The following is a 23114-nucleotide window of genomic DNA, read 5'->3' as shown; positions in this document are numbered from 1 at the left end:
CGACCCTAGACGCGAGTTATGGCGCGCCCCTGGGCGTTTCTCTGAGGGTTGGGTAAGGGTCGATCAGTCCTTGCGCATCCAGGCGAGCGTGATCCGTGTCTCACGCAGCCGCCAGCCCGCGGGCGTGCGTACCACGGTGCAGGCCATGCGCAGTCCGCTCGTCTGATGGGGCGGTCGGCCGTCGCGGTAGAAGTACACGAACGAGTTCGCGGAGGCCGCGGCCCGGTCGCCTTCGACGTCCACCAGCAGGTCGGTGGTCGTGTGCTGGGTGAGTTCGCCTTCCACCTCGGACTGCCGCATGAATTCCACGACCTTGTCGATGCCGCGGACTCGGATTCGCGGCGAATGGACCTCCACATCGTCGGCGAAGACGGTGCCGGCATCCTCCAACCGCTTCTCGTCGAGCAGGCGGGCGAAGCGAGTGAACAGGTCGGCGATCTCGATGCGGTCGGCGAGCAGGGTATCGGCGGACATGACAGCCCTTTCGTTGGCGTATCCAATGTTGGCATAGCCAACAATACATTAGATGATTGGGTACGCCAATGATCTTTTCGTGATGGCCGCACCGGCGGTCGACACTCAGCGGGTGTGGCGGTGTGGAAGGAAGCCGCAGGTGCGGTCTGGGTGTCACGTCCCCGCGTCACGCACCCACATCGGCCCAGCTCCCGGTTTCGAGCGAAGCGAGACCGAGCATGTTCCGTTCGCGGCCCGGCTCGCGTCCGAGTGGCCGCCGCGTCCGCGACGAAGTCGCCAGCGGCGGTCGCTCGGACGCGAGCCATAAAGGGGCCGCGAACACCCAGCGCCGCAGGCGCTGGAAATCAGACAGAGCCCGGCAGATCCAGGACCAAGCGGATTCCGCCGAGCGTGCCTTCATCGAAATACGCTCGGCCACCGTGTAATTGGGCCTGCTGGGCCACCAGTGCCAAGCCCAGGCCCGAGCCGCCCTTGCTCGCCTGGCTGCCGCGGAAGAAGCGGTCGAAGACGGCTTCGCGCTCCTCCGGCGGGATGCCGCGGCCGTTGTCATCGATCGAGATGACGATGTGACCGCCACGCCCGCGGTGCGCGGAGACCAGGGCCTCGGTGGCTCCGCCGTGTTTGACCGAGTTGGCCAGGGCGTTGTCCACCGCCAGCCGCAGCCCGGCGGGCAGGCCGCGGGTGACCAGTTCGGCGTCGGAATCGATGCGCACGGTGAGGCCGGGGAAATGCCGCATGGCGTCGTGTGCGGCCTGGTCGCACAGGTCGCCGACGTCGGTGGCGACGTGGTCGCGCTCGTTGGTCAGATCGCCGGTGGCCAGCCGCTCCAGCGCCGCGAGCGTGGTCTCCACCCGGCCCTGGCTGCGTTGCAGGTCGTCGAGGATCTCGGCCCGCTGCGCCTCGTCCAGGTCGAGGGTGCGCAACACCTCGAGGTCGGTGCGCATCGCGGTGAGCGGGGTGCGCAGCTCGTGGGCGGACACGGCGGCGAAATCGCGGGCGGTCTCCAGTGCCGCGGCGGTCTGGGCATGCGCCTGATCCACCCGCTGCAACATGGTGTTCACCGCGTCGGCCAGTTGCTCGGCCTCGTGCACGCCCGCGCCCTCCACCCGCGCCTGTGGATTGCGGGGATCGGGATACGCGCTGCGCGCGCCCACCTGCCGGGTCAGCCGCACGATCGGACGCACCGCCGCGCCCGCGAGCAACCAGCCCAGTCCCGCGGCGGCGGCGATGGCCAGCAGAGCGCCGCCGAGCACCCACCGTTGCTGCTCGGCGGTGGCCTCGGCGGCGCCCGCGGCGGGGATGCCGAGCGAGACCACCCGGCCCGCGGGTTGATTCTCGGTGGTGGTCAGGATCCGGTACGGGGTGCCGCTCACCGCGACGGTGCGGGAACCGGTCGGCTGCGAGGGCAGTTCGGTGGGTGTGCTCGCGACGACATCGCCGTTGTCCCTGACGGTCACGGCCATGTCGTTGTTCAGCCCGGTCAGGCTGATGAACCGGACCGCGAGCTGCGGCTCGATCAGCACGATCCGCGCCGCGACGGCGAGCTGCTGGTCGGACTGCTGCACGTTGTTGCGCTCGATGGCACGAATGCTGATCAGGCTGATCAGGGTCACGATGATGATCGCGCCCGCGGCTGCGGCGCCCGCGACCCGGGTGCGCAGCGAAAACGACCGGCGCCGACGGGGTTCCGGCGGTGCGACGGCGGGCACGGTCATTTCGGTGCTCGGAGCACGAATCCGACGCCGCGGATCGTGTGCAGCAGCCTGGGGGTGCCGTCCACCTCGAGTTTGCGGCGCAGGTAGCCGACGAAGACGTCCACCACGTTCGTGTCGGCGGCGAAGTCGTACCCCCACACCAGTTCCAGCAGACGCTCCCGGCTCAGCACCACGCCGACGTTCCTGGCCAGCGTGGACAACAGCTCGAATTCCCGCTTGGTGAGCTCGATCTCGCGGCCGTGCAGCAGCGCGCGATACCCCGCGACGTCCACCTCGAGCGGGCCGACGGTGACCGCGCCCGGTGTGGTGGGGGCGGGTGCGTCGGACCGTCTGCGCAGCAGCGCCCGGATCCGTACCACCAGCTCCCTCAGCACAAACGGTTTGACCAGGTAATCGTCGGCGCCGGACTCCAGTCCGGAGATGCGGTCGTCCACCGACGCACGGGCGCTGAGTACACAGATCGGCACCTCGTTGCCCATCGCGCGCAAGGCGGTGACCACCCCGGCGCCGTCGAGCACGGGCATGTTCATATCCAGCACAATGGCGTCGGGCGCGTTCTCGTTCACGCTGCGCAGCGCTTGCGCGCCGTCCCTGGCCACGAGGACTTGGAAGCCGGACAACCGCAGCCCGCGCTCGACCGAGGCGAGCACGTCCTCGTCGTCGTCGACAACGAGGACCGTCGGATTCGGAGTCGAGGTCACGTCATCCATTCTGCTCCCCGCCTCCGGTGAAACCTCGCGTTGTGCGAGTCGGGCGCGCGGGCCACGGGTTCACGTCCCGCGCGACGCCTCGCCGGGGTGCCGGAGCGAACCCGGCGAGTCGTCCATGTCCGCGGGATCAGTAGTTGTGGCAGGTCTCGGCCACGACCCGGATCGTGTCGCGCAACTGCGCGGTCCGCGGGTCGTTCTCCGCCTGGCGCACCGCGTCCGGGTTCTCGTCGATGGCCCGCCGCAATTCGGCCCGGCGCTGCTCGACCGGCTGGTCGAACCTGCGCTGCAACTCGGCCTTCTGCCTCGGGTTCGCGTCGAGCACCGCGGCCAGCTGCGGCGCCTTGTCGTGCAGCGCCGCGTCGACCTGGGCGAACGAGCAGTCCGAGGTCAGCAGCGGCTCCGCGTATTCCATCGGGCCCGCGCCTGCGATGGCGGGGCTCAGGAACAACGTGACCGTGGCGAATCCACCTGCGGCGAGAGCGGCGACGGCGGGGCGGCCTACGGAACGTTTCATGATGTGTTGCCTCCAGATCATCGATTGGTTTCGGGGCGGTCTCGAGGCTATTTCGAACTGTTGGCACCGATCTGAACATCCTCTGAGGAAACTCTGAGGACGTCGCACCGGCGATACGGAAACCTAGGACGGCACAACCGGATCCACGCCGGGCGCCACCACGCCATCGGTGTTCTCGCTGTTGTCCCGCGCCGGGTCCCGCCACTCGGGACGCGCCGCGCGGATCTGCTGCTCCAGCGCCGCGAGCACGCCCGGGTCCTCGATGGTGGAGGGCACTTCGAACGTCTCACCGGAGGTGATCTGCCGGATGGTCTTACGCAGGATCTTGCCCGACCTGGTCTTGGGCAGCGCCGTCACGACGACGGCGTCGTGCAGCGTGGCGATGGCGCCGACCTGGGTGCGCACCCGCTCGATCAGCTCGTCGCGCAGGCGGTCCGGATCGATGTCGACACCGGACTTGAGCACCACGTAGGCCAGCGGCCGGTGCCCCTTGAGTTCGTCGGGCAGCCCGATCACGGCGCATTCGGCGACCGCCTCGTGCCCCGCGATGGCCGCCTCGATGCTGCCCGCCGAGAGCCGGTGCCCGGCCATGTTGATCACGTCGTCGCTGCGGCCGAGGACGTACAGGTAGCCGTCCTCGTCGAAGTAGCCGGAGTCGCCGGTGAGGTAGTGACCGGGATAGGCGGAGAGATAGGAGCGCTCGTAGCGGGCGTCGTCGAGCCAGAGCCCGGCCAGCGTGCCGGGCGGCAGCGGCAGGCCGATGACTATGTTGCCCTCGGTGTTCGGCGCCACCGCGTTGCCGGAGGAGTCGAGCACGCGTAGTCGGTAGCCGGGTATCGGTACCGAGGCGGAGCCCGGTTTGATCGGCAGGCGCTGCAGGCCGAGCGGGTTCGCGCAGATCGGCCAGCCGGTCTCGGTCTGCCACCAGTGATCCACGACGGGGCAGTCCGAGCGACCCGCGAGCAGGGTTTCCTCGGCCCAGGTGTAGGTGGCCGGATCCAGGCGTTCGCCCGCGCAGAACAGGGCGCGCAGTGAGGACAGGTCGTGGCGGTGGGCCAGCTCCGCCCGGGGGTCCGCTTTGCGGATGGCGCGCAGCGCCGTCGGGGCGGTGAACAACACCTCGACCTTGTGCTTGTCGACCACCTCCCAGTACGCGCCCGCGTCCGGCGTTCCGACCGGCTTGCCTTCGTACAGCAGCGTGGTGGCTCCGACCAGCAGCGGCGCGTAGACGATGTAGGAGTGGCCGACCACCCAGCCCACGTCGGAGGCGGCCCACATCACCTGGCCCGCGTGGATGTCGTAGATGTTGCGCATCGACCAGGCGAGGGCGACCGCGTGCCCGCCGTTGTCCCGGACCACGCCCTTCGGCTTACCGGTGGTGCCGGAGGTGTAGAGGATGTAGAGCGGATCGGTGGCGGCGACCGATACCGGATCGGCCGCCGGCGCGTCGCGCACCGCGTCGTCCCAGTCCAGCCACTGCGCGGCCACGGTCTGCGCCGAACTCGGCAGGTACTCGGTGGCGGGCTGCGGCGCTGGGAAAGGGATCGTGTCGAATTGCGGCCGCTGCTTGACGATCACCGTGCGCGGCGCGGTCGTCTCGGCGAGATCCAGCGCCTGCAAGACGATGGGCGGGTATTCGATCTTCTTGCCCGGTTCCAGGCCGCCGGAGGCTGTGATGATCAGCACCGGCTCCGCGTCGTCGATGCGGGCGGCCAGCTCCGGGGCCGCGAAGCCGCCGAACACCACCGAGTGGACCGCGCCGATGCGAGCGCAGGCCAGCATCGCGATCACCGCCTCGGGGATCATCGGCAGGTAGATCACCACCCGATCGCCCGCCGAGACGCCCAGCCGGGCCATCGCACCCGCGAACCGCGACACCTCGTCGAGCAGCTCGGCGTAGGTGTAGACGACGGTGGCGCCGATCATGGCCGAGTCGTAGATCAGTGCGGGCTGATCGGCGAGATCGGGGGCGCCGGGGGTGGTGGGGTGCACATGCCGGTCGAGCGCGTTGAAGGAGGTGTTCAGGCGAGCGCCGGAGAACCACCTGGCCACCGGGCGGGCGCCGGTATCGACGATCTGCGTCGGAGGCACGTCCCAGTCGATGGCTTCGGCCGCGCCGGCCCAGAACTCGGCGGGATCCACCAAGCTGGTCTGATAGGCCGGTCGATACTCGTGCCGCACGTTCAACCCCGTGACTCCCTAGCCTCGCCTCGATGCCCGCCTCGATAGATCTGGTTGATTGTGGCAGACTTCACGCGACGCCCGGGCGGGTGCCGCTACCTTTGGTTTTGCCTGGAACTGGCAGGTCAATGATCGCGACATCACGCCCAGTCACCCAAGAAGTTATTGATCCGTTAGAATCTGATGTCACTTATTTGGGCCGTCGTAGACGCAATTTCTCGGCCAGCCGCAGCTCTCGGCCAGCTCCACCTGTCGAGCCAAGCACGCGATGTGGAGGTTCGGTTGATGGCGCGTGGTAGAGGCCAGTTTGGAAAGTGAGTGGGAGATGCGTGACGCCGCTAGGTCCGGCAGCAGCCGCTGGGCTCTGGGCAACTGGGACCTGCGCTGGAAGGTGACGGCGGTGCTCGCCGTGCCTCTGGCGGTCGCGGTCGGGCTCGGCGTGTCCAGGATCTCATCGGAGTTCGCGGACTCGAACCGGCTCGCCGACATCTCGGAGAATGTCGCCGCGATCCCCTCGGTCACCGCGCTCAGCGCGCAGACCGCCACCACCGCGGGATCGCAGATGATCTCGCTGGGCTCCAACCAGTCCGTGGTGACCGACCAGAACCTCGCGGATCTCGACAAGGCCATCGCCAACGCCGAGAAGGCGGTCGCCAAGCTCGACGGCGTGCCCGGCGCGCGCACGGCCATCGACAGCATGCTCACCCAGGCCAAGGGCGTGCGTGCGCAGGGCAAATCGGTCTCCACCGGTCCGCCGTCGGACACCCTCGCCCTGATCGACCGCGTCCGTAACGACAGCGTCCGGATCGTCGAGACCACGGTCGGCCAGGTCAGCGACACCGCCGTCGACGCCGCCAAACTGCGGCTGGTCGACTCGCTCAACACCCGTGCCACCCTGGTCAGCGAACTCGCCGCCTTCCCCGAGGTGCTGCGCTCCCAGCAGTCCGGCGTCCAGAACTTCCTCATCGCCTCCAACACCGAGCGCGCGCTGCTCAACGTGCTCGCGCATCGCTTCTCCGACGGCGACACCTCGATCGCCGACCTGCGCGCGGGCATCGACACCAGGATCGCGCTGTTGACCAGCCCGCAGGCGCAGGCGGGCCAGCTTCCCGTCGGCGACCTGAAGAAGTCGCTGACCGACAGCCTCGCGGTCTACGAGCATGTCGTCGGCAAGGCGACCAAGGACATCGACAACGCGATGAACTCGCTGGTGACCACCGCCCAGCGCGACGCGTGGACCTACACCGCCGTCGTCATCGCGACCATCCTCGCCGCTCTCCTGCTCGCGGTCTTCGTGGCCCGCTCGATGATCGTCCCGCTGCACCGGCTGCGGTTGGCCGCGCTGCGCGTGGCCGAGAGCGACCTGCCGCACGAGGTCGCCCAGCTCCGCACCGGCGCCTCGCCGGAAGAGGTGCCGCTGGAGCCGATGCCGGTGCGCAGCACCGAGGAGATCGGCCAGCTGGCCCGCGCGGTCGACGACATCCACGGCCAGGCGCTGCGCCTGGCGAGTGATCAGGCGAAGATGCGTTCGCAGGTCAACGACATGTTCGAGACCCTGGCGCGGCGCTCGAAGTCGCTCGTCGACCATCAGCTCACCCTCATCGAGGCGATGGAGTACGACGAGAAGGACCCGCGCCTGCTGGAGAACCTCTTCCGGCTCGACCACCTCGCCGCCCGCATGCGCCGCAACGGCGACAACCTGCTGATTCTGGCCGGCACCAGGCAGCGCCGCGCCAAGTCCGCCCCGGTCGAGATCGCCGACGTGCTGCGTGCCGCGATCTCCGAGGTCGAGGACTACGAGCGCGTGAAGCTCGGCGCCACGCCGCGCGGTTCGCTGAAGGAACCCGCCGCCTCCGACCTCGCGCACCTGTTCGCCGAACTGCTGGACAACGCGCTGCGCGCCTCGCCGCCGGAGACCGACGTCAAGTTCACTTTCGCGCAGGCGCACGATCAGGGCCTGCTCATCGAGGTGGCCGACCGCGGCATCGGTATGCCGCCCGCCGAGATGGCCGACATCAATTACCGCTTGGAGCAGACCGCCGAGCCGGGGCCGGACACGGCCCGCCACATGGGTCTGTTCGTGGTCGGCAGGCTCGCCGAGCGGCACGGTCTCACCGTGCGGCTGCGCCCGACCTTCGACACCGCGCGCGATCCCGGCGTGACGGTGACCGTGCACGTGCCGGTCGGACTGATCGTCGCGGGCAAGCCGAGCGCGGCGCAGGCCGTCACCCCGCAGCCGCAGCCCGTCACCCCGCAGCCCTCGCCGCAGGCCGCCGCGCCGCAGCGTCCGTCGTCCATGCAGATGCGGGCCGTCACCCGGACTCCTGGGGGCAATGTCATGGTCACTGTCGATCCCGGGGTGAGCGGCCCGATTCCGGTCGCCGGCGCCAAGCCCACCGGCACGCCCAGCGGTCCGATCCCCACCGGCCCCGGCGGACTGCCGCAGCGGCAGCCGGGTTCGGCGATGTCGTCGAGCGGTATGCGCTCGGAGGCGCAGCAGTCGGCGACCAGCCTGCGGCCCGCGCCCGGACAGCAGGCGCCGAGCGGTCCGCAGCGTGGCAAGCTGGCCGCGGCCAATCTGCCCAAGCGCAACCTCACCCCTGGCGGTCCGCCGCCGCGCCAGCCCGGTGGTCCCGCGGAGCAGTCCGGTTCGGGCCTGCCGCCGCGCGACCCGAACTCGGGCGAACTGCCCCTGCGTCAGCCGGGTGCCAATGGTGTGCCGCAGCCGAGCACCGGTCTACCGCAGCGGCAGCCGGGCACCAACGGCGTGCCGCAGCGGGACGCGTCCAGCGGCCTGCCGCAGCGCGAAGCCGCTTCCGGCGGCCTGCCGCAGCGCGACCCGGCGAGCGGTCTGCCGCCGCGCGAGACCGGTCTGGGTGGTCTGCCGCCGCGGGAAAGCGGTTTGGGTGGTCTGCCGCAGCGTGAGTCCGCCGGTGGCCTTCCGCAGCGTGAGCCGGGTTCCACCGGTCCGACCGGCCTACCGCAGCGGCAGCTGGGTTCGAACGGTGCGCCGCAGCGTGACTCGGCTTCCGGTGGGTTGCCGCAGCGTGAGTCGGCTTTGGGCGGCTTGCCGCAGCGTGAGCCGGGATCGACGGGTCTGCCGTCGCGTGAGCCGGGTTCCACCGGTTTGCCGTCGCGTGAGTCGGCTTTGGGTGGTCTGCCCTCGCGTGAGCCGGGTCCCACCGGTTTGCCGCAGCGTGAGTCGGCCTTAGGCGGTCTGCCCTCGCGTGAGCCGGGTCCCACCGGTCTGCCGCAGCGTGAGTCCGCCGGTGGCCTTCCGCAGCGTGAGTCGGCTTTGGGGGGTTTGCCGCAGCGTGAGCCGGGTTCGACGGGTCTGCCGTCGCGTGAGCCGGGATCGACGGGTCTGCCCTCGCGTGAGCCGGGTTCCACCGGTTTGCCGTCGCGTGAGTCGGCTTTGGGTGGTCTGCCGCAGCGTGAGCCGGGATCGACCGGCCTGCCGCCGCGGCATCCGGCGCCCGATCTACCGCAGCGCGACGCCGCGCCCGGTGGGCTGCCACAGCGCGAACCCACCGGTGGTCTTCCGCAGCGGGAGACCGGCGCCCATCGCCTTCCGCAACGTGATTCCGTCAACGGCTTGCCGCAGCGTGAGCCGGGCTCCGGCGCGCTGCCCGCTGTCAACGGTCTGCCGCAACGGGATTCGGCTTCGAACGGTCTGCCGCAGCGTGACGCGACGGGTGGTCTGCCGCAGCGTGAGGCGGGTGCGGTGAACGGTCTGCCGCAGCGTCCGCCCGCACCGTCGAGCCCGCCGCAGCGCGAGAGCGGGCTGACCGGTCTGCCGCAACGGCAGCCGGGCGCGCAAGCGCCGCAGCGCCAGCCGGTGCCGCCGGGCATCGCGCTGCCGCAACGCGGCCAGCACGCCGCGAGCGAAGATCAGCCCGCCACCGCACCAGGGCGTGATCCCGGCAAGCACAGCTTCCGGTCCAACCCGGCCAAGACGGCCTCGTTCTTCCAGACCAGGTTGCAGCCCGCGGACGAGTCGGGGGCGTCGATGGGCGGAACGCCGATCTTCGCCGAGATGATGTCGGCGTGGCTGTCGGATCCCAGCGCGGATCGGTCCCAGGTGGCCGCCTCCTTCGAATCGCCGGGTGACGAAGGTTGGCAAGCGGCTCGGCGCGCCAGTGAGGCGCAGCCCGAGACGAAAACGGCGGCGGGCTTGCCGCAACGCAATCCGGGCGGAAGGCTTGTCCCCGGCGGCGTAAGCGGTACGGCGGATCGGGCGCCGCGCCGTGACCCAGAAACGATCAGGTCCAGCTTGAGTCGTCACCAGCAGGGCGTCCGGGATGGCCGCGCAATGAGAGCAATGAACCTAACCGGAGATAAAGGAGACCGATGAACCCCGATCTAGGTGGTACGAATCGTCAGCTGGATTGGCTGGTTTCGAACTTTGCCAACGAGGTTCCTGGCGTAGCCCATGCCGTCCTGGTCTCGGCGGACGGCCTACTCATGGCCGCGAGTGCCCAGCTGCCCGTCGACCGCGCCGAACAGCTCTCGGCCGTCACGGCCGGTCTGGCCAGCCTGTCGGTCGGCGTCTCGAATCTGTTCGAGGGCGGCACCGTGCTCCAGTCCGTCGTGGAGATGGAGCACGGCTACCTGCTACTCATGGCTGTCGGCGACGGTTCCTATCTCGCGGTGCTGACCAACACTTCGTGTGACATCGGTCAGGTCGGTTACGAGATGGCTCTGTTGGTCGAGCGTGTTGGCCAGACTGTTCAGGCCACGCCACGCGTCACGATGGGTTCCTGATGGTGGGATGGACATAGAAGATCACCGCGTGGGGAGCGCCGAGCCGAGCCTCGTACGCCCATACTCGCTGACCGCAGGCCGTACCAGGCCCGCGGTCGAGTTGGCGTTGGAGGCTCTCGTCGCATCGCATCCGGTCGCCCTCGAGCGGCAGTTCGAACTGACCAACATCGAGACGTCAATCGTGGAGTTGTGCAGAGAATCGCCGTCCGTTGCCGAGGTAGCAGCCCGATTGGGCATCCCTATCGGGGTGGCCCGTGTGCTCGTGGCCGATTTGATCGAGGCCGGGCACGTACGCGTATCGGCGACTTTGAAAGACGATTCCAGCGACGATGAGCGTCGCGAGCTGATCGAAAGGGTTCTCAGTGGACTCCGGCGTATTTGATTCGACGGCGCAGGTCGACACCCGTACCAGCAAGCCGACATCGGCGAAGATCGTGGTCGCCGGTGGCTTCGGCGTCGGGAAGACCACGTTGGTCGGTGCTGTGTCGGAGATCGTTCCGCTGCGCACCGAGGCGTTGGTGACCAATGCCAGCGCCGGGATCGACAACCTGACCGGCATTCCGATGAAGTCGACCACCACGGTGGCGATGGACTTCGGCCGGATCAGTCTCGCCGACGATCTGGTGTTGTACCTGTTCGGCACGCCCGGCCAGTATCGGTTCTGGTTCATGTGGGACGACCTGATCCGTGGCGCCATCGGCGCCGTCGTGCTGGTCGACACCCGCAGGTTGGAGGACAGCTTCGCGGCCGTCGACTACTTCGAAGCGCGCGGCCTGCCCTTCCTGGTGGCGCTCAACGAATTCGACGACGCGCCGCGGTACCCGATCGAGGACATCCGGCAGGCGCTCGCCGTGCCCGCCGATGTGCCGATCCTGTCCATCGACGCGCGTCGTCGTGAGCCGGCCAAGCAGGCGCTGGTCGCGCTCACCGAGTACGCGCTGCGCAAGGTGATGCAGGGCTACTGAGTGCTCGCGCGGCTCGCCGGAGCACCGGGTAGGGCCGGATAGGCTCGCCCGGTGCGTACTTCGGCGCGAGAGTTACTCGAGCAGCTGCTCGACACGGACTCGTTCGTCAGCTGGGACCGGCCGCCGGTGACGGTGGCCGCTTCCCCGCAGTACCGCGATGCCTTGCGAAAGGCGGCGGTCGCGGCGGGTACCGACGAATCGGTGCTCACCGGCGAAGGGCTGCTGCGCGGTCGCCGCGTGGCCGTGATCGCCTGCGAGTTCGGGTTCCTGGCCGGCTCGATCGGCGTGGCCGCTGCGGAGCGGATCGTCTCGGTGGTCGAGCGCGCCACCGAACTGGGACTGCCGCTGGTCGCTTCGCCGACCTCCGGTGGGACCAGGATGCAGGAGGGCACCGTCGCCTTCGTGCAGATGGTGAAGATCGCCGGTGCCGTGGCGGCCCACAAGTCGGCGGGTCATCCCTACGTGGTCTACCTCCGCAACCCGACGATGGGCGGCGTTTTCGCTTCCTGGGGCTCGTTGGGCCACATCACGTTCGCCGAGCCCGGCGCGCTCATTGGGTTTCTCGGCCCTCGGGTCTATCAAGCGTTGTACGGCAGGCCTTTTCCGGAAGGCGTGCAGACCGCGGAGAACTTGTATCGCCGCGGCGTCATCGACGGCGTCCTGACGATCCCGGTCTTCCGCCGCATCGCCCATCGCGCACTGAGCGTGTTCAGCGGCATCGGGCTGCCCGATTCCGCTGCGGCGCAGTTGGATTCCGAGCGGATCGCGCCGCGGCCGCAGCGCTCGGTCGCGCTGGACCATGCTCAGGATTCTGAAAGTGTTGAAGCAGAACGATTTCGGCTGGACGAAGGGCGAAGCCGTGCTGCGGACGATCGGGTGTGGCAGTCGGTTCTGATCTCCCGCCGCCCGGAGCGTCCCGGCATCCGGGAGCTCTTACGTCATGTGACGCAAAGAGTTCCGCTCAGTGGCACCGGTCAGGGCGAGTCCGATCGCACCGCCGTGCTCGCCCTCGGTCGTTTCCGGGGCAGGCCGTGCGTGGTGTTCGGGCACGACCGGCGCGGCCAGCAGGGCGAGAACACCATGGGCCCGGCCGCGCTGCGTGAGGCGCGGCGCAGTATGGCGCTTGCTCGGGAGTTGCGGCTGCCGCTGGTACTGGTCATCGACACGGTGGGCGCGGCGCTGTCGAAGGAGGCGGAGGAGCGCGGACTGGCACCCGAGATCGCCCGCTGCATCGCCGATCTGGTGACGCTGGACACCCCGACCGTCTCGGTGCTGCTCGGCCAGGGCACCGGCGGCGGCGCGCTGGCGCTGTTGCCCGCCGACCGGGTACTCGCCGCAACGCACGCGTGGCTCGCCCCGCTGCCGCCGGAAGGAGCGAGCGCCATCGTCTTCCGCGACACCGACCATGCTGCGGAGTTGGCCGCGACACAACGGATCGGTGCCGCCGACCTGCTGGACGACGGCGTGGTGGACCGGATCGTGCCGGAGTTTCCCGACGCGGCGGACGAACCGGTGGACTTCGCCCGGCGGATGGTCGCCGCGATCGCGCTCGAACTGGCGACCTTGCGCGCACGGCCGGAACCGGAGTTGCTCGCGGCGCGCCAAGCGCGGTACCGGCGGTTGGGTCTGCCCGGTATGACGGGCTGACCGCAGGTTTACCAGCAAATTGCAGGCCAACACACCAGAGCGCGTGATTGACGGTTCGCCGCCACACTTCTACCGTCGGAATGTGACCTTCAAAAGCGAGACCAGCACCGTTCCCTCGATCGTGCTGAACGACGGGAACGTGATCCCGCAGCTCGGCTTCGGCGTATTCCAGGTACCCGCCGAGGACGTCTTCTCGGTCGTCACCACCGCGCTCGAGGTTGGCTACCGCAGCATCGATACCGCCGCGATCTACGGAAACGAGGAGGGCACCGGCCGGGCGATCCGGGAATACGGCCTGCCCCGCGACGAGATCTACGTCACCACCAAGCTGTGGAACTCCGACCAGGGCTACGACTCGACGCTGCGCGCGTTCGACGCCAGCATGCAGCGGCTCGGCCTCGACTACCTCGACCTCTACCTCATCCACTGGCCGGTGGCCGTGGCCGACCGCTTCGTGGACACCTTCCGCGCCTTCCAGGCGCTGAAGTCACAGGGCCGGGTGCGGTCGATCGGCGTCTCGAACTTCACGGTCGCGCACATCCAGCGGCTCATCGCCGAGACCGGTGAGATCCCGGTGGTGAACCAGATCGAGCTGCACCCCAGCTTGGCGCAGCGCGAACTGCGTGAGTTCCACGCCGCCAATGCGATCGCGACCGAGGCGTGGAGTCCGCTCGGACAGGGCACACTGCTCGACGACGCCACCATCGCCCAGGTGGCCGCCGAGGTCGGTCGCACGCCCGCGCAGGTGATCATCCGCTGGCATCTGCAACTGGGCAACGTCGTCATCCCGAAGTCGGTGACGCCGTCGCGGATCGCGGAGAACTTCGACGTGTTCGGCTTCGAGCTGACCGCGGAGCAGATGGACGCGATCAACGGCCTGGACAGCGGTTCGCGCATCGGCGGGGACCCGGATACGCTCACGCTCGGACTGATCGACTGACGACTCGGGCCGCGCACCGTCAGCGCAGTCCGAGATGCCGGGTGAGTTCCAGCGCCGCCGTACGCCCCGCGCGGTTGGCGCCCACGGTGCTGGCCGACGGCCCGTAGCCGATCAGATGGATGCGCGGATCGGCGGCTACCTGGGTGGCCAGCCGTCCCGACATGGTGATGCCGCCGCCGGGCCCGCGCAGTCGCAGCGGCGCGAGGTGGTCGAGGGCGCTGCGGAAGCCGGTGGCCCACAGGATCACGTCCGCCTGCTGAAAGGTTCCGTCGGCCCACCGCACGCCGCCGGGCTCGATGCGCTCGAACATCGGCAGACGGGTGAGCGCGCCGCGATCTCGTGCCGCTCGTAACCGGTCGTCGAGCCGCAGCCCGGTGACCGAGACCACCGATCCCGGCGGCAGCCCGCGCCGGACCCGGTCCTCGACCATCGCGACCGCGGCTCGCCCCGCCTCTTCGGTGAACGGCCCCTCGCGGAAGCGCGGCGGTGTTCTCGTGACCCAGGTCGTCGTGGTGACCTGGGAGATCTCGTCGAGCAGCTGAACGGCCGATATGCCGCCGCCGACCACCACGACGTGCTTGCCCGCGAATTCCGCGGCACTGTGATAGTCGTGGGTGTGCAGCTGGCGACCGGTGAACGTCTGCGCTCCGGGATAGTGCGGAACGAACGGATTCTCCCAGGTGCCGGTGCAGTTGATCAGGCCGCGAACCCGGATGAGCCCGGACGCGTCGGTCTCCGCGCCGAGCACCGCGCCGCGATCGGCCGGGTCGCCTTCCTCGGTGCGATCACAGACCACAGTGACCGATACCCGGCGGTGAACCCGCAGGTCGAACCGCTTCTCGTACAGCTCGTAGTAGTGCGGCACAGCGGATGCCGCGGGCGCGGACGACGAACCCGGCGGCAAGGTCTCGGCGAACGACATGCCGGGCAGGTCGTGCACCCGGTTGACCGTGTCCAAGGTGAGGGAGGGCCAGCGGAACTGCCACGCGCCGCCGGGCCCGGGGGAGCGATCGACGAGCAGGAAGTGCCGTTCGGGCCGCAGCCCGAGGCGCTGGAGGTGATAACCGGCCGACAGTCCCGCCTGACCAGCGCCGATCACCAGGATGTCGAAGTCGGTCGGCACAGCCGGTGATCGTATCGCCCGGCGCGGAATGGGTAGTCCCCTGTGGCAGAGTGAAGAGATCAGACGGACCGTTCAGTCGGGGAGGTCGCATGCTCGGGGTCAGCCGGGACGGTGACGTGGTCACCATCGAACTTCAGCGGGAAGAGCGCCGCAACGCGCTCAACTACGAACTCGTGACGCTGCTGCGCGAGGCCGTGCTCGCCGCTGTCGCCGACCAGGCGCGAGTCATCGTGTTGACCGGGCGCGGCCCGGTCTTCAGTGCCGGCGCCGATCTGTCCGGGGTGTACTCCGGCGATTTCCTGTCCGAGTGGCTGGAAACGCTGCACACCATCGAATCCGTGCCGATCCCGGTGATTTCGGCGATCAACGGCGCCGCGATCGGGGCGGGCGTGCAACTGGCGCTCGCTTCGGACCTGCGGGTGGTCTCGCCGGAGGCGTACATCGCCATTCCCGCGGCGAAACTGGGCATCAGCGTGGATCGGTGGACCGTGCGCAGGTTGGTCGCCTTGATCGGCGGCGGTCCGGCGCGCACGGTGCTGCTGGGCGCCGAACAGATATCGGCCGCGGACGCCTACTCCTTCGGGTTCGCCAACCGGATCGGTACGGCGTCCGACGCGCAGGCCTGGGGCAAGCAGATCGCGGCATTGGCTCCGTTGTCCCTGCGGCACATGAAGCTGGTGCTCAATGATGACGGAACGCGCGATCCGGAGACCGCGCAGCAGCGCGCCGCGCTGGAGGCCGCGTGGACGAGCGAGGATGCCAAGGAGGGTCGTTTGGCCAGGCAGGAAAAGCGCGCCGCGAAATTCGTGGGGCGATGATGGACATCAGACGCATCGCGGGCGCCGCGGCGGGCACGCTCGGCATCACCTGGGTGGTCCGGGCGGTATGGGACATCCCTTCGGCGATGGGCGCTTCGATCTCGGCGATCCAGCCGTACGCGGTGGGTGCGGCGACCTATCGCGACCGCCAGTTCCACAACACCGAACCCAGTAGCCAGGTGGTCGCGGGTTCGGCTCCCTCGCTGCTGGTCTCGGCGTTGACCCAGCGCAACGCGGGCAGGCCGCGGGGCCCCATCCCGCTGCGGACGCCGCAGCAGCCGACCGCGGCGTCCGCGCTCGCCGTCACCTGGTACGGCCACGCCACGACGTTGGTCGAGGTCGACGGGTACCGCATTCTCACCGATCCGGTGTGGAGCGAGCGAGTTTCGCCGTCGGCGCTGGTCGGGCCCGCGCGGATGCATCCGATGCCGCAGCCGCTGGCCGACCTGCCCCCGATCGACGCGGTGCTCATCTCGCACGATCATTACGACCACCTGGACAAGTGGACCGTGCGGGAGCTGGTGGCACGCCAGAGCGCGCCGTTCCTGGTGCCGATCGGTATCGGCGCCCACCTGCGGCACTGGGGTGTGCCGGAGGATCGCATCGTCGAATTGGACTGGGGCGGTTCGGTGTCGCTCACCGAACTCGGCCGAGACCGCGACGGCGTGGATCTCGTGCTCACCTGCACGGAGGCGCGGCATTTCTCCGGGCGCGGCCTGCTGCGCAACACCACGTTGTGGGCCTCGTGGTCGATCGTCGGGCCGACGCGGCGCGCCTACTTCGGGGGCGACACCGGCTACACCAAGGCGTTCGCCGAGGCGGGCGCGGCGCTCGGTCCGTTCGACCTGACGCTGCTGCCGATCGGCGCCTACGACGAGCGCTGGCCGGATGTGCACATGAATCCCGAGGAGGCGGTCCGGGCACACGCCGACCTGTGCGGCGGGAATGCCGGTCACGGATTGCTGGTGCCCATTCACTGGGCCACCTTCAATCTCGCCTTCCACGGCTGGTCCGAGCCGGTCCGGCGCATGGTGGCAGCGGCGCGGGCGGCGGGCACCGAGGTCGCGGTGCCCGTGCCCGGGCAGCGTGTAGACCCGTCGAGTGCCCCACCTGCGGATTCTTGGTGGGAGAATGTGGAGTGAACGACTTCTGCTAGTTGGCGACAGGAAGGATCACGGCGATGAGTTTCGCGGATACGGTCAAGGGCCTGGTCGACAAGGGTAAGGACGCGGCGGCAAAGAACGCCGACAAGATCAATTCAGCGGTGGACAAGGCCGGTGACTTCATCGACCAGAAGACACACGGCAAGTACACCGACAAGATCGCCAAGGGCAAGGAGGCCGCCAAGAAGGTGGTCCCGCCGGACCAGTCCGGACCGCACGCCTGAGCGAGCGGCGGAGACCACGACCGGGTCTCCGCCGCTACACTTCGGATATGGTGGCCCGCCGCGAGTTCGGTGGTATCGAGGTTGACCTGAGCAACCTCGACAAGGTGTTGTACCCGGCCACCGGAACCACCAAAGGCGAAGTCATCGCCTACTATTCGGCGATCGCGCCTGCCATGCTGCCGCATGTCGCCGGGCGGGCGGCCACCCGCAAGCGCTGGCCCAACGGCGTCGACGAACCGTCCTTCTTCGAGAAGAATCTCCCGTCGCACGCCCCCTCCTGGATGCAGCGGCGCACCCTGCGGCATTCCGATCGCAAGGTCGTCTATCCCCTGATCGATTCCGAGGCCGGGCTGGCCTGGCTCGCGCAGCAGGCCGCCCTGGAAGTGCATGTGCCGCAGTGGCGTTTCGACGGTGACGACATGGGCCCGGCCACCAGGCTGGTCTTCGATCTGGACCCGGGCGAGGGAGCGGGGCTCGCCGAATGCGCCGAGGTGGCGCTCGCGGTGCGCGAGATGGTCGAGAGCATCGGTCTGCGCACGTTCCCGGTGACCAGCGGCAGCAAGGGAATTCACCTCTACGTGCCGCTGGATCGCGAACTGAGCTCGGACGGCGCGTCCACCGTGGCGAAACAGGTGGCCACCAATCTGCAACGGCTGCGCCCCAACCTGGTCACGGCGACGATGGCGAAGGCGGCTCGCGGCGGCAAGGTCTTCCTCGACTGGAGTCAGAACAACGCCGCCAAGACCACCATCGCGCCCTACTCGATGCGGGGGCGGCCGCAGCCGAACGTCGCCGCTCCACGCACCTGGAAGGAGATCGAGAACCGGAAGAAGCTGCGGCATCTGCGGTTCGACGAAGTACTCGCCAGATACCGATCGGACGGCGATCTGCTCGCCGAACTGGATGCGCCACCTGCGGGAAACGGATCGTCCGCGGCGGGGGCGGGCCCGGACGCGTTGACGAAGTACCGATCGATGCGGGATCCGTCCCGCACGCCCGAGCCCGTTCCCGCGCAGACACCCGCGCCGGGGGCGGACAACCGCTACGTCGTGCAGGAGCACCACGCGCGGCGCCTGCACTGGGATGTGCGGCTGGAGCGCGACGGGGTCCTGGTGTCGTGGGCGGTGCCGAAAGGCCCGCCGACCTCTCCCGAGCAGAACCGCCTCGCTGTGCACACCGAGGACCATCCGATGGAGTATCTCGACTTCCACGGAGCCATCCCGAAAGGCGAGTACGGCGCGGGCGAGATGACGATCTGGGACTCCGGCACCTACGAGACCGAGAAGTGGCGCGACGACGAGGTCATCGTGCGGTTCCACGGTAAGCGGCTCACCGGCCGGTACGCGCTGATCCAGACCAACGGCAACCAATGGCTGATGCATCTGATGTCCTCGTCGCTTCCGCGCGGCCTGTCGCCGATGCTCGCGACGCACGGCGACGTCGCCGATCTCGGAGCGGACGAGTGGTGCTTCGAGACGAAGTGGGACGGCTTCCGGCTGATCGCCGAGATCGACTCCGGCGCGATCACGTTGCACAGCCGGGCGGGCAACGTCGTGACCGACCGCTATCCGCGCATCGCGGCGCTGCGGCGGGAATTGTCCGGGCATCAGGTGGTGCTGGACGGCGAGGCCGTCGTCTTCGACGATCACGGCGTCGCGAACCTCGGCCTGCTGCAAGCCGACGCGGCGCGGGCGGTGTTCGTCGCGTTCGACGTGCTGTACCTGGACGGCACGTCGCTGCTGCGCAAGAGATATTCCGATCGCCGCAGGGTGCTGGAGGCGCTCGCCGCGAATGCGCCGTCGATGGTGGTGCCGCCACGACTGGACGGCTCCGGCGCCGAGGCCTTGCACTACAGCCAGGAGCACGGGCTGGAGGGCGTGGTCGCGAAACGAAAGGATTCGGTGTATCTGCCTGGCAAGCGCGGGCATGCCTGGGTGAAGCAGCGCAACTGGCGCACTCAGCGGGTGCTGATCGGCGGGTGGCGGCGCAGTACGGCGCGAGAGTTCAAATCGCTGCTGGTCGGTATTCCGCACGACGGCAGGCTGGTCTACGTCGGACGGGTCGGCACCGGGTTCGACGACTCGGCCATGCGGGAGCTGGCCGCGCGGCTGCGCAAGCTGGAGCGCAAGACCTCGCCGTTCGACAACGACCTCACCGCCGAGGAACGCAAGGAGGCGGTGTGGGTGACGCCGAAACTCGGTGGCACCGTACGGTTCATGAACTGGACCGAGACGGGCCGGTTGTGGCATCCGGCTTGGCTGGGCGCTGGGTAGGGTTGTCTCGCGGTTGTTCTCAGCGCGAAACGAGGAGTGCACGGTGGACTTCAAGAACCTGGCGGGTAAGGCGATGGACCTGGCCCAGAAGAACGCGGACAAACTGGACGCGGTCATCGACAAGGCGGGCGACCTCGTCGACGAGAAGACGGGCGACAAGTTCACGGGCCAGGTCGACGCCGCCCAGAACGCGGCCAAGAAAGCCCTGCGGGAGAAGTGAACGTCGAACGGGACCCGGTCGTGGCCGGGTCCCGTTCCGGGTCAGTTGCCGCCCGCGAGCAGCGGGGTGATGGTGGCGATGTCGGTCACCAGCGCGTGGCCCTGGAATTCGAAATCCGCGTAGGCCCGAGCCATGGCCTCCTTGTCCCGGCCGCCGACCGCGTCGCTGATCACCACCGGGACGAATCCGAGATCGGTGGAATGCGCGACCGTGGGCGCGATGCCGATCTCCAGGGCGACGCCCGCGATCGCGTAGGCGCCGATTCGCAGATCGCGCAGCGTAGAGGCCAGCGGAGTTCCTTCGAAGGCCGACATCGACGTCTTGTCGAACACCACCTCGTCCGCGCGCGGCCGCAGCTCGGGAACCAGCTCGAAGGCCGGGGTGTCGCGCTGCAGGATGAAGCGCACCTCGTCCACCGAATCCACCTGCTGCCAGCTCATGGCCATGCGCAGCGCGAATGCTCCGCTCAGCCGCTCCGGCAGGAAGAAATGGCGCAGGAAGATCACCGGGTAGCCACCCGAGCGCGCCGCGTCGACCACCCGAACCACCCGCTCGATGATCTCCGGGCCGTCCGGCAACTGGCTGAGCACGCCGACCTGCATGTCGTAGACGATCACCGCCATCCGGTCGGGCGCGCACACGTCGGCGAGTCCCTCGGGGATGTCCAGTCCGTTGCCATGCCGCATGCTCGGCTACTCCTCTTCGTTGCGCTCGCGCTGTGGGCGGGGTGACGCCGGACAGCTATTCGATTGCGCCAGGGACGGTTTGGCCAACACTGTAGCCAGCCCTGCGGACAACGGCGGCGGTGGGTGTGACCTGCGATCGCCCGTTGCCGGGTTTGTCCGCCCAGCAGTACCGTTGAGGTCTGGAGGCCAGGTGAACCGGCGCCGACCGCACCGGGACACTCACCGCCTCGCCGGGACTGGGGAGGCCCTGATGAAGGATGTGCACGCAGCGCCTGTCACCGCGCAGGCGAGCAACCGCCCGGTGCGCACCGCGATCCTGGGAATCGCGTTGTCCGCGCTGATCGCTCTTGCCGCCGTCCCGGCGGCACACGCCGAGCTACCCTCGCCGGACCACGACCCGTTCTACGCGGCCCCCGCGGACCTCGAGCGCTACCCCAACGGCGCCGTGCTGGATTCGCGCCCGATCGCGTTGTTCGGCCTCCCCCTGCCGGTTTCGGCATGGCAGGTGAAGTATCGCAGCACCGACGCGAGCGACGATCCGGTGGCCGACGTGGCGACCGTGATGGTCCCGATGTTGCCGTGGTTCGGCCCGGGCGCCCGGCCCCTGCTGTCGTATCAGGTGCCCGAGGACAGTCTCGGCACGCGGTGCGCGCCGTCGTTCGCGCTGCGCGGCGGCTGGGACAGCGGCGCGGTGAACACCCTCATCGACACGCCGTTCATGGCGGAGGCACTGCGGCGCGGGTGGGCGGTGGTGGCCGGCGACTACGAGGGTCCGCGGTCCCGGTTCCTGGACGGGGTGAACTCCGGACGCGGCGTGCTGGACGGCATCCGGGCGGCCCGTGATCTTCCGCAGGCCGGGCTCGGGCCCGCGACGCCCGTCGGCGCCTGGGGCTATTCGGGCGGCGCGTTCGCCACGCTGTGGGCGGCGCAGATGCAGCCGTGGTACGCGCCGGATGTCCGGTTCGCCGGCATCACCTCGGGTGGCGTTCCGGCGGACTGGCCCGCCATAGCGCGCGAGGCGGACGGCACCGTGCAGGCCGGGCTGGCGTTGCTGATCCTGTTCGCCATCGCGCGCAACGATCCCGGCAACGGCGTGCTGGCGTTGCTCAACGATCGGGGGCGCGCGGCGCTGGCCGAGAATGCCACCATGTGCGGGTCCGACCTGGTGCCGAAGTACGTCGGCGCGCGGGTCGACGACTTCGCGGTCGTCCCGGATCTGCTGTCGCATCCGGCTTTCCGCGCCGCGACCGACGCCCAGGAACTCGGCGGCAGTGCGCCGGAGACGCCGATGTACCTGTACCACAGCCGCACCGACGACGTGATCCCCGTGGCGGGCTTCACCGACCTGGTCGGCCGGTACTGCGCGCAGGGAGCGGCGATCACCTCGGTGCACTCGATGCTGCCCACCCACAACCCGGCGGCGATCGGTGAGGCGCCGGGCGCGATGAACTTTCTGGGCGATCGGTTCGCGGGTCTGCCGGTGGCCGCCGGATGCCGGGAGCGGTGAGTCAACGACCGCCTGATCGTCGGCGAATGCGGTGGGTACCGGTCCGCTGATGGGCACGGGTGGGTGAGTGCGGTGTTGGTCTCCCGGGAGTGAGCGGCGGTGCGGTACGGCGTCCGCTGACGGGGGCGGGTGCGTGAGTGCGGTGTTGGTCTCCGGGTGTGACCGATTGTGCGGGATCGCGTCCGCCGATCCGCGCGGGTGCGTCAGTGCGGTGTTCGCCTCGGGGAACCGCCGATGGTGCGGCACCGTATCCGTCCACGGACGCGGGCGCGTGAGCGCGGCGATCGCCTCCGGGGAGCCACCGACTGTCCGCACAGACGAAAGCGCACCGAATCGCGGTCGATTCGGTGCGCGTAGCGCCAGGGGACACCGGTCAGTTCTGCGAACGCCCGGTGGTGTCCATCCACTTGGTGCTGCCGGGCGGGGCGGCCAGCGTGCTGATCAGATCGATACCGGCGATGATCAGGGCCGGTCCGCCGACGACGATGGTGCCGATGATGCCGCCGATACCCGCGCCGGCGAGCACAGTGGCGATACCGACGGGTCCGCCGATGATGCCCGTCAGACCGACGAGCGCTCCGATCACCGTGCCGATGAATCCGCCGACCGCGGTGGCGATGCCGAACTGCGAGAGGAAGGCGTCCATCGCGCGCTGGTTCTCGAACGGCGACGCGACCGGCGTGGCCGCGGGGCGCGCCTGCGCCGCGTCCTTGACGACGGTCAGCTCCAGCACCCGGCCCGCGTCCCGCACCACGTGGGACATGGGGTATTCGAGCCCGTCCTGCCGGAAGGCGAGCGGCAGCGTGACCGCGACCGCACCCGCCGCGTCCTTGATGTCGACGGCGTCGCCGCGCACCTCGAACGTGCCCGCGGTGAGCGTCGTGACCACCTTGTTCCCGATCAGCTCGGCTTGGTAGCCGATGTCCGGAACCGCTGTCGCGCCCGGTTCCGCGTGCGCGACAGCGGACCCCACCGTGAGCGCGGCGACCAGTGGCACGACAGCGGCAGTGACTTTCCGCAGAATCATTTCTCGGTTTCCAATCTTCATCAGGCTTCGAGCAATAGAGAACGCTGCGCACGCCGAATTTCCTTCCCCCATCGGCGTGTACATCCGTGATGTGATCCAAAAGACAGTTACTTCCGAGTGATAACTGTACTGTGGCCGAAGGGGTTTGGGACACGAATTCAGA

At 69.1% G+C, this 23114-nt stretch carries 20 protein-coding genes; 12 read left to right on the top strand and 8 right to left on the bottom strand.

The window, feature by feature from the left end; all coding sequences use genetic code 11:
- Positions 1–63: 63 nt before the first annotated feature.
- From NG1_RS05070 to NG1_RS05050, 5 genes are all read right to left on the bottom strand, one after another.
- A complete protein-coding gene (locus NG1_RS05070) occupies positions 64–474 on the bottom strand; it encodes a nuclear transport factor 2 family protein (protein ID WP_062968481.1) in 411 nt (136 codons plus the stop codon).
- A 344-nt stretch (positions 475–818) separates the two neighbouring features.
- On the bottom strand, positions 819–2189 hold the full coding sequence (locus tag NG1_RS05065) for a sensor histidine kinase (protein WP_084498709.1): 1371 nt from the start codon (positions 2187–2189) through the stop codon (positions 819–821).
- Entirely contained in the window at positions 2186–2890 is a 705-nt protein-coding gene (locus NG1_RS05060; RefSeq protein ID WP_373283920.1) for a response regulator transcription factor, read from the bottom strand. The genes NG1_RS05065 and NG1_RS05060 overlap by 4 nt, the downstream gene beginning before the upstream one ends.
- Positions 2891–3026: 136 nt before the next feature.
- Positions 3027–3413 carry a hemophore-related protein gene (locus NG1_RS05055; protein ID WP_062968882.1) on the bottom strand — a complete coding sequence of 129 codons (387 nt, stop codon included), beginning with the start codon at positions 3411–3413 and terminating at the stop codon, positions 3027–3029.
- A 123-nt stretch (positions 3414–3536) separates the two neighbouring features.
- Positions 3537–5600 (bottom strand): AMP-binding protein, encoded by a 2064-nt coding sequence (locus tag NG1_RS05050; RefSeq protein ID WP_062968479.1) that lies wholly within the window; start codon positions 5598–5600, stop codon positions 3537–3539.
- A gap of 319 nt (positions 5601–5919) precedes the next feature.
- On the opposite strand from NG1_RS05050, the gene NG1_RS05045 reads away from it, so the two are divergent.
- The 6 genes from NG1_RS05045 (at position 5920) to NG1_RS05020 (ending at position 13910) form a co-directional block, all read left to right on the top strand.
- Entirely contained in the window at positions 5920–9948 is a 4029-nt protein-coding gene (locus NG1_RS05045; RefSeq protein ID WP_084498729.1) for a sensor histidine kinase, read from the top strand.
- On the top strand, positions 9945–10358 hold the full coding sequence (locus tag NG1_RS05040; protein WP_011207200.1) for a roadblock/LC7 domain-containing protein: 414 nt from the start codon (positions 9945–9947) through the stop codon (positions 10356–10358). Before NG1_RS05045 ends, NG1_RS05040 begins: the two co-directional genes overlap by 4 nt.
- 7 nt (positions 10359–10365) lie before the next feature.
- Positions 10366–10740, top strand: coding sequence for a DUF742 domain-containing protein (locus NG1_RS05035; protein ID WP_014981573.1), 375 nt, complete (start codon positions 10366–10368; stop codon positions 10738–10740).
- The gene (locus NG1_RS05030) at positions 10721–11323 is read left to right on the top strand and encodes a GTP-binding protein (protein ID WP_174186021.1); all 603 of its coding nucleotides are present in this window, start codon (positions 10721–10723) and stop codon (positions 11321–11323) included. Before NG1_RS05035 ends, NG1_RS05030 begins: the two co-directional genes overlap by 20 nt.
- Before the next feature lie 51 nt (positions 11324–11374).
- Entirely contained in the window at positions 11375–12970 is a 1596-nt protein-coding gene (locus NG1_RS05025; RefSeq protein WP_062968477.1) for an acetyl-coenzyme A carboxylase carboxyl transferase subunits beta/alpha, read from the top strand.
- Positions 12971–13052: 82 nt separating this feature from the next.
- Complete coding sequence (locus NG1_RS05020) at positions 13053–13910, top strand: aldo/keto reductase (RefSeq protein ID WP_062968475.1); 858 nt, start codon at positions 13053–13055, stop codon at positions 13908–13910.
- 19 nt (positions 13911–13929) lie between these two features.
- Here NG1_RS05020 and NG1_RS05015 read toward each other — a convergent pair whose 3' ends face one another.
- Positions 13930–15033 (bottom strand): NAD(P)-binding domain-containing protein, encoded by a 1104-nt coding sequence (locus tag NG1_RS05015; protein WP_062968473.1) that lies wholly within the window; start codon positions 15031–15033, stop codon positions 13930–13932.
- Between the two features lie 89 nt (positions 15034–15122).
- Between NG1_RS05015 and NG1_RS05010 the strand changes: the two genes are divergently transcribed.
- From NG1_RS05010 to NG1_RS35200, 5 genes are read left to right on the top strand one after another with little or no spacing between them, the layout of a single operon-like run.
- Positions 15123–15851 carry an enoyl-CoA hydratase gene (locus NG1_RS05010; RefSeq protein ID WP_062968471.1) on the top strand — a complete coding sequence of 243 codons (729 nt, stop codon included), beginning with the start codon at positions 15123–15125 and terminating at the stop codon, positions 15849–15851.
- On the top strand, positions 15851–16993 hold the full coding sequence (locus NG1_RS05005; protein ID WP_062968468.1) for an MBL fold metallo-hydrolase: 1143 nt from the start codon (positions 15851–15853) through the stop codon (positions 16991–16993). The genes NG1_RS05010 and NG1_RS05005 overlap by 1 nt, the downstream gene beginning before the upstream one ends.
- A gap of 38 nt (positions 16994–17031) precedes the next feature.
- Positions 17032–17238 carry an antitoxin gene (locus NG1_RS05000; RefSeq protein ID WP_062968466.1) on the top strand — a complete coding sequence of 69 codons (207 nt, stop codon included), beginning with the start codon at positions 17032–17034 and terminating at the stop codon, positions 17236–17238.
- 47 nt (positions 17239–17285) lie between these two features.
- A complete protein-coding gene (locus tag NG1_RS04995; protein ID WP_062968464.1) occupies positions 17286–19511 on the top strand; it encodes an ATP-dependent DNA ligase in 2226 nt (741 codons plus the stop codon).
- Positions 19512–19554: 43 nt separating this feature from the next.
- Positions 19555–19731 (top strand): antitoxin, encoded by a 177-nt coding sequence (locus NG1_RS35200; protein ID WP_245659796.1) that lies wholly within the window; start codon positions 19555–19557, stop codon positions 19729–19731.
- 41 nt (positions 19732–19772) lie between these two features.
- Here NG1_RS35200 and NG1_RS04990 read toward each other — a convergent pair whose 3' ends face one another.
- On the bottom strand, positions 19773–20417 hold the full coding sequence (locus NG1_RS04990; protein ID WP_062968462.1) for a cysteine hydrolase family protein: 645 nt from the start codon (positions 20415–20417) through the stop codon (positions 19773–19775).
- A gap of 250 nt (positions 20418–20667) precedes the next feature.
- Here NG1_RS04990 and NG1_RS04985 point away from each other — a divergent pair, with 250 nt between their 5' ends.
- The gene (locus NG1_RS04985; protein ID WP_062968460.1) at positions 20668–21924 is read left to right on the top strand and encodes a lipase family protein; all 1257 of its coding nucleotides are present in this window, start codon (positions 20668–20670) and stop codon (positions 21922–21924) included.
- Between the two features lie 373 nt (positions 21925–22297).
- Here NG1_RS04985 and NG1_RS04980 read toward each other — a convergent pair whose 3' ends face one another.
- Complete coding sequence (locus NG1_RS04980; RefSeq protein ID WP_062968458.1) at positions 22298–22951, bottom strand: DUF8020 domain-containing protein; 654 nt, start codon at positions 22949–22951, stop codon at positions 22298–22300.
- Between the last annotated feature and the right edge of the window lie 163 nt (positions 22952–23114).

This window comes from Nocardia gamkensis NBRC 108242, assembly GCF_001612985.1.
GTDB classification, from domain to species: domain Bacteria; phylum Actinomycetota; class Actinomycetes; order Mycobacteriales; family Mycobacteriaceae; genus Nocardia; species Nocardia gamkensis.
This window is presented reverse-complemented; position numbering and strand designations above follow the sequence as displayed.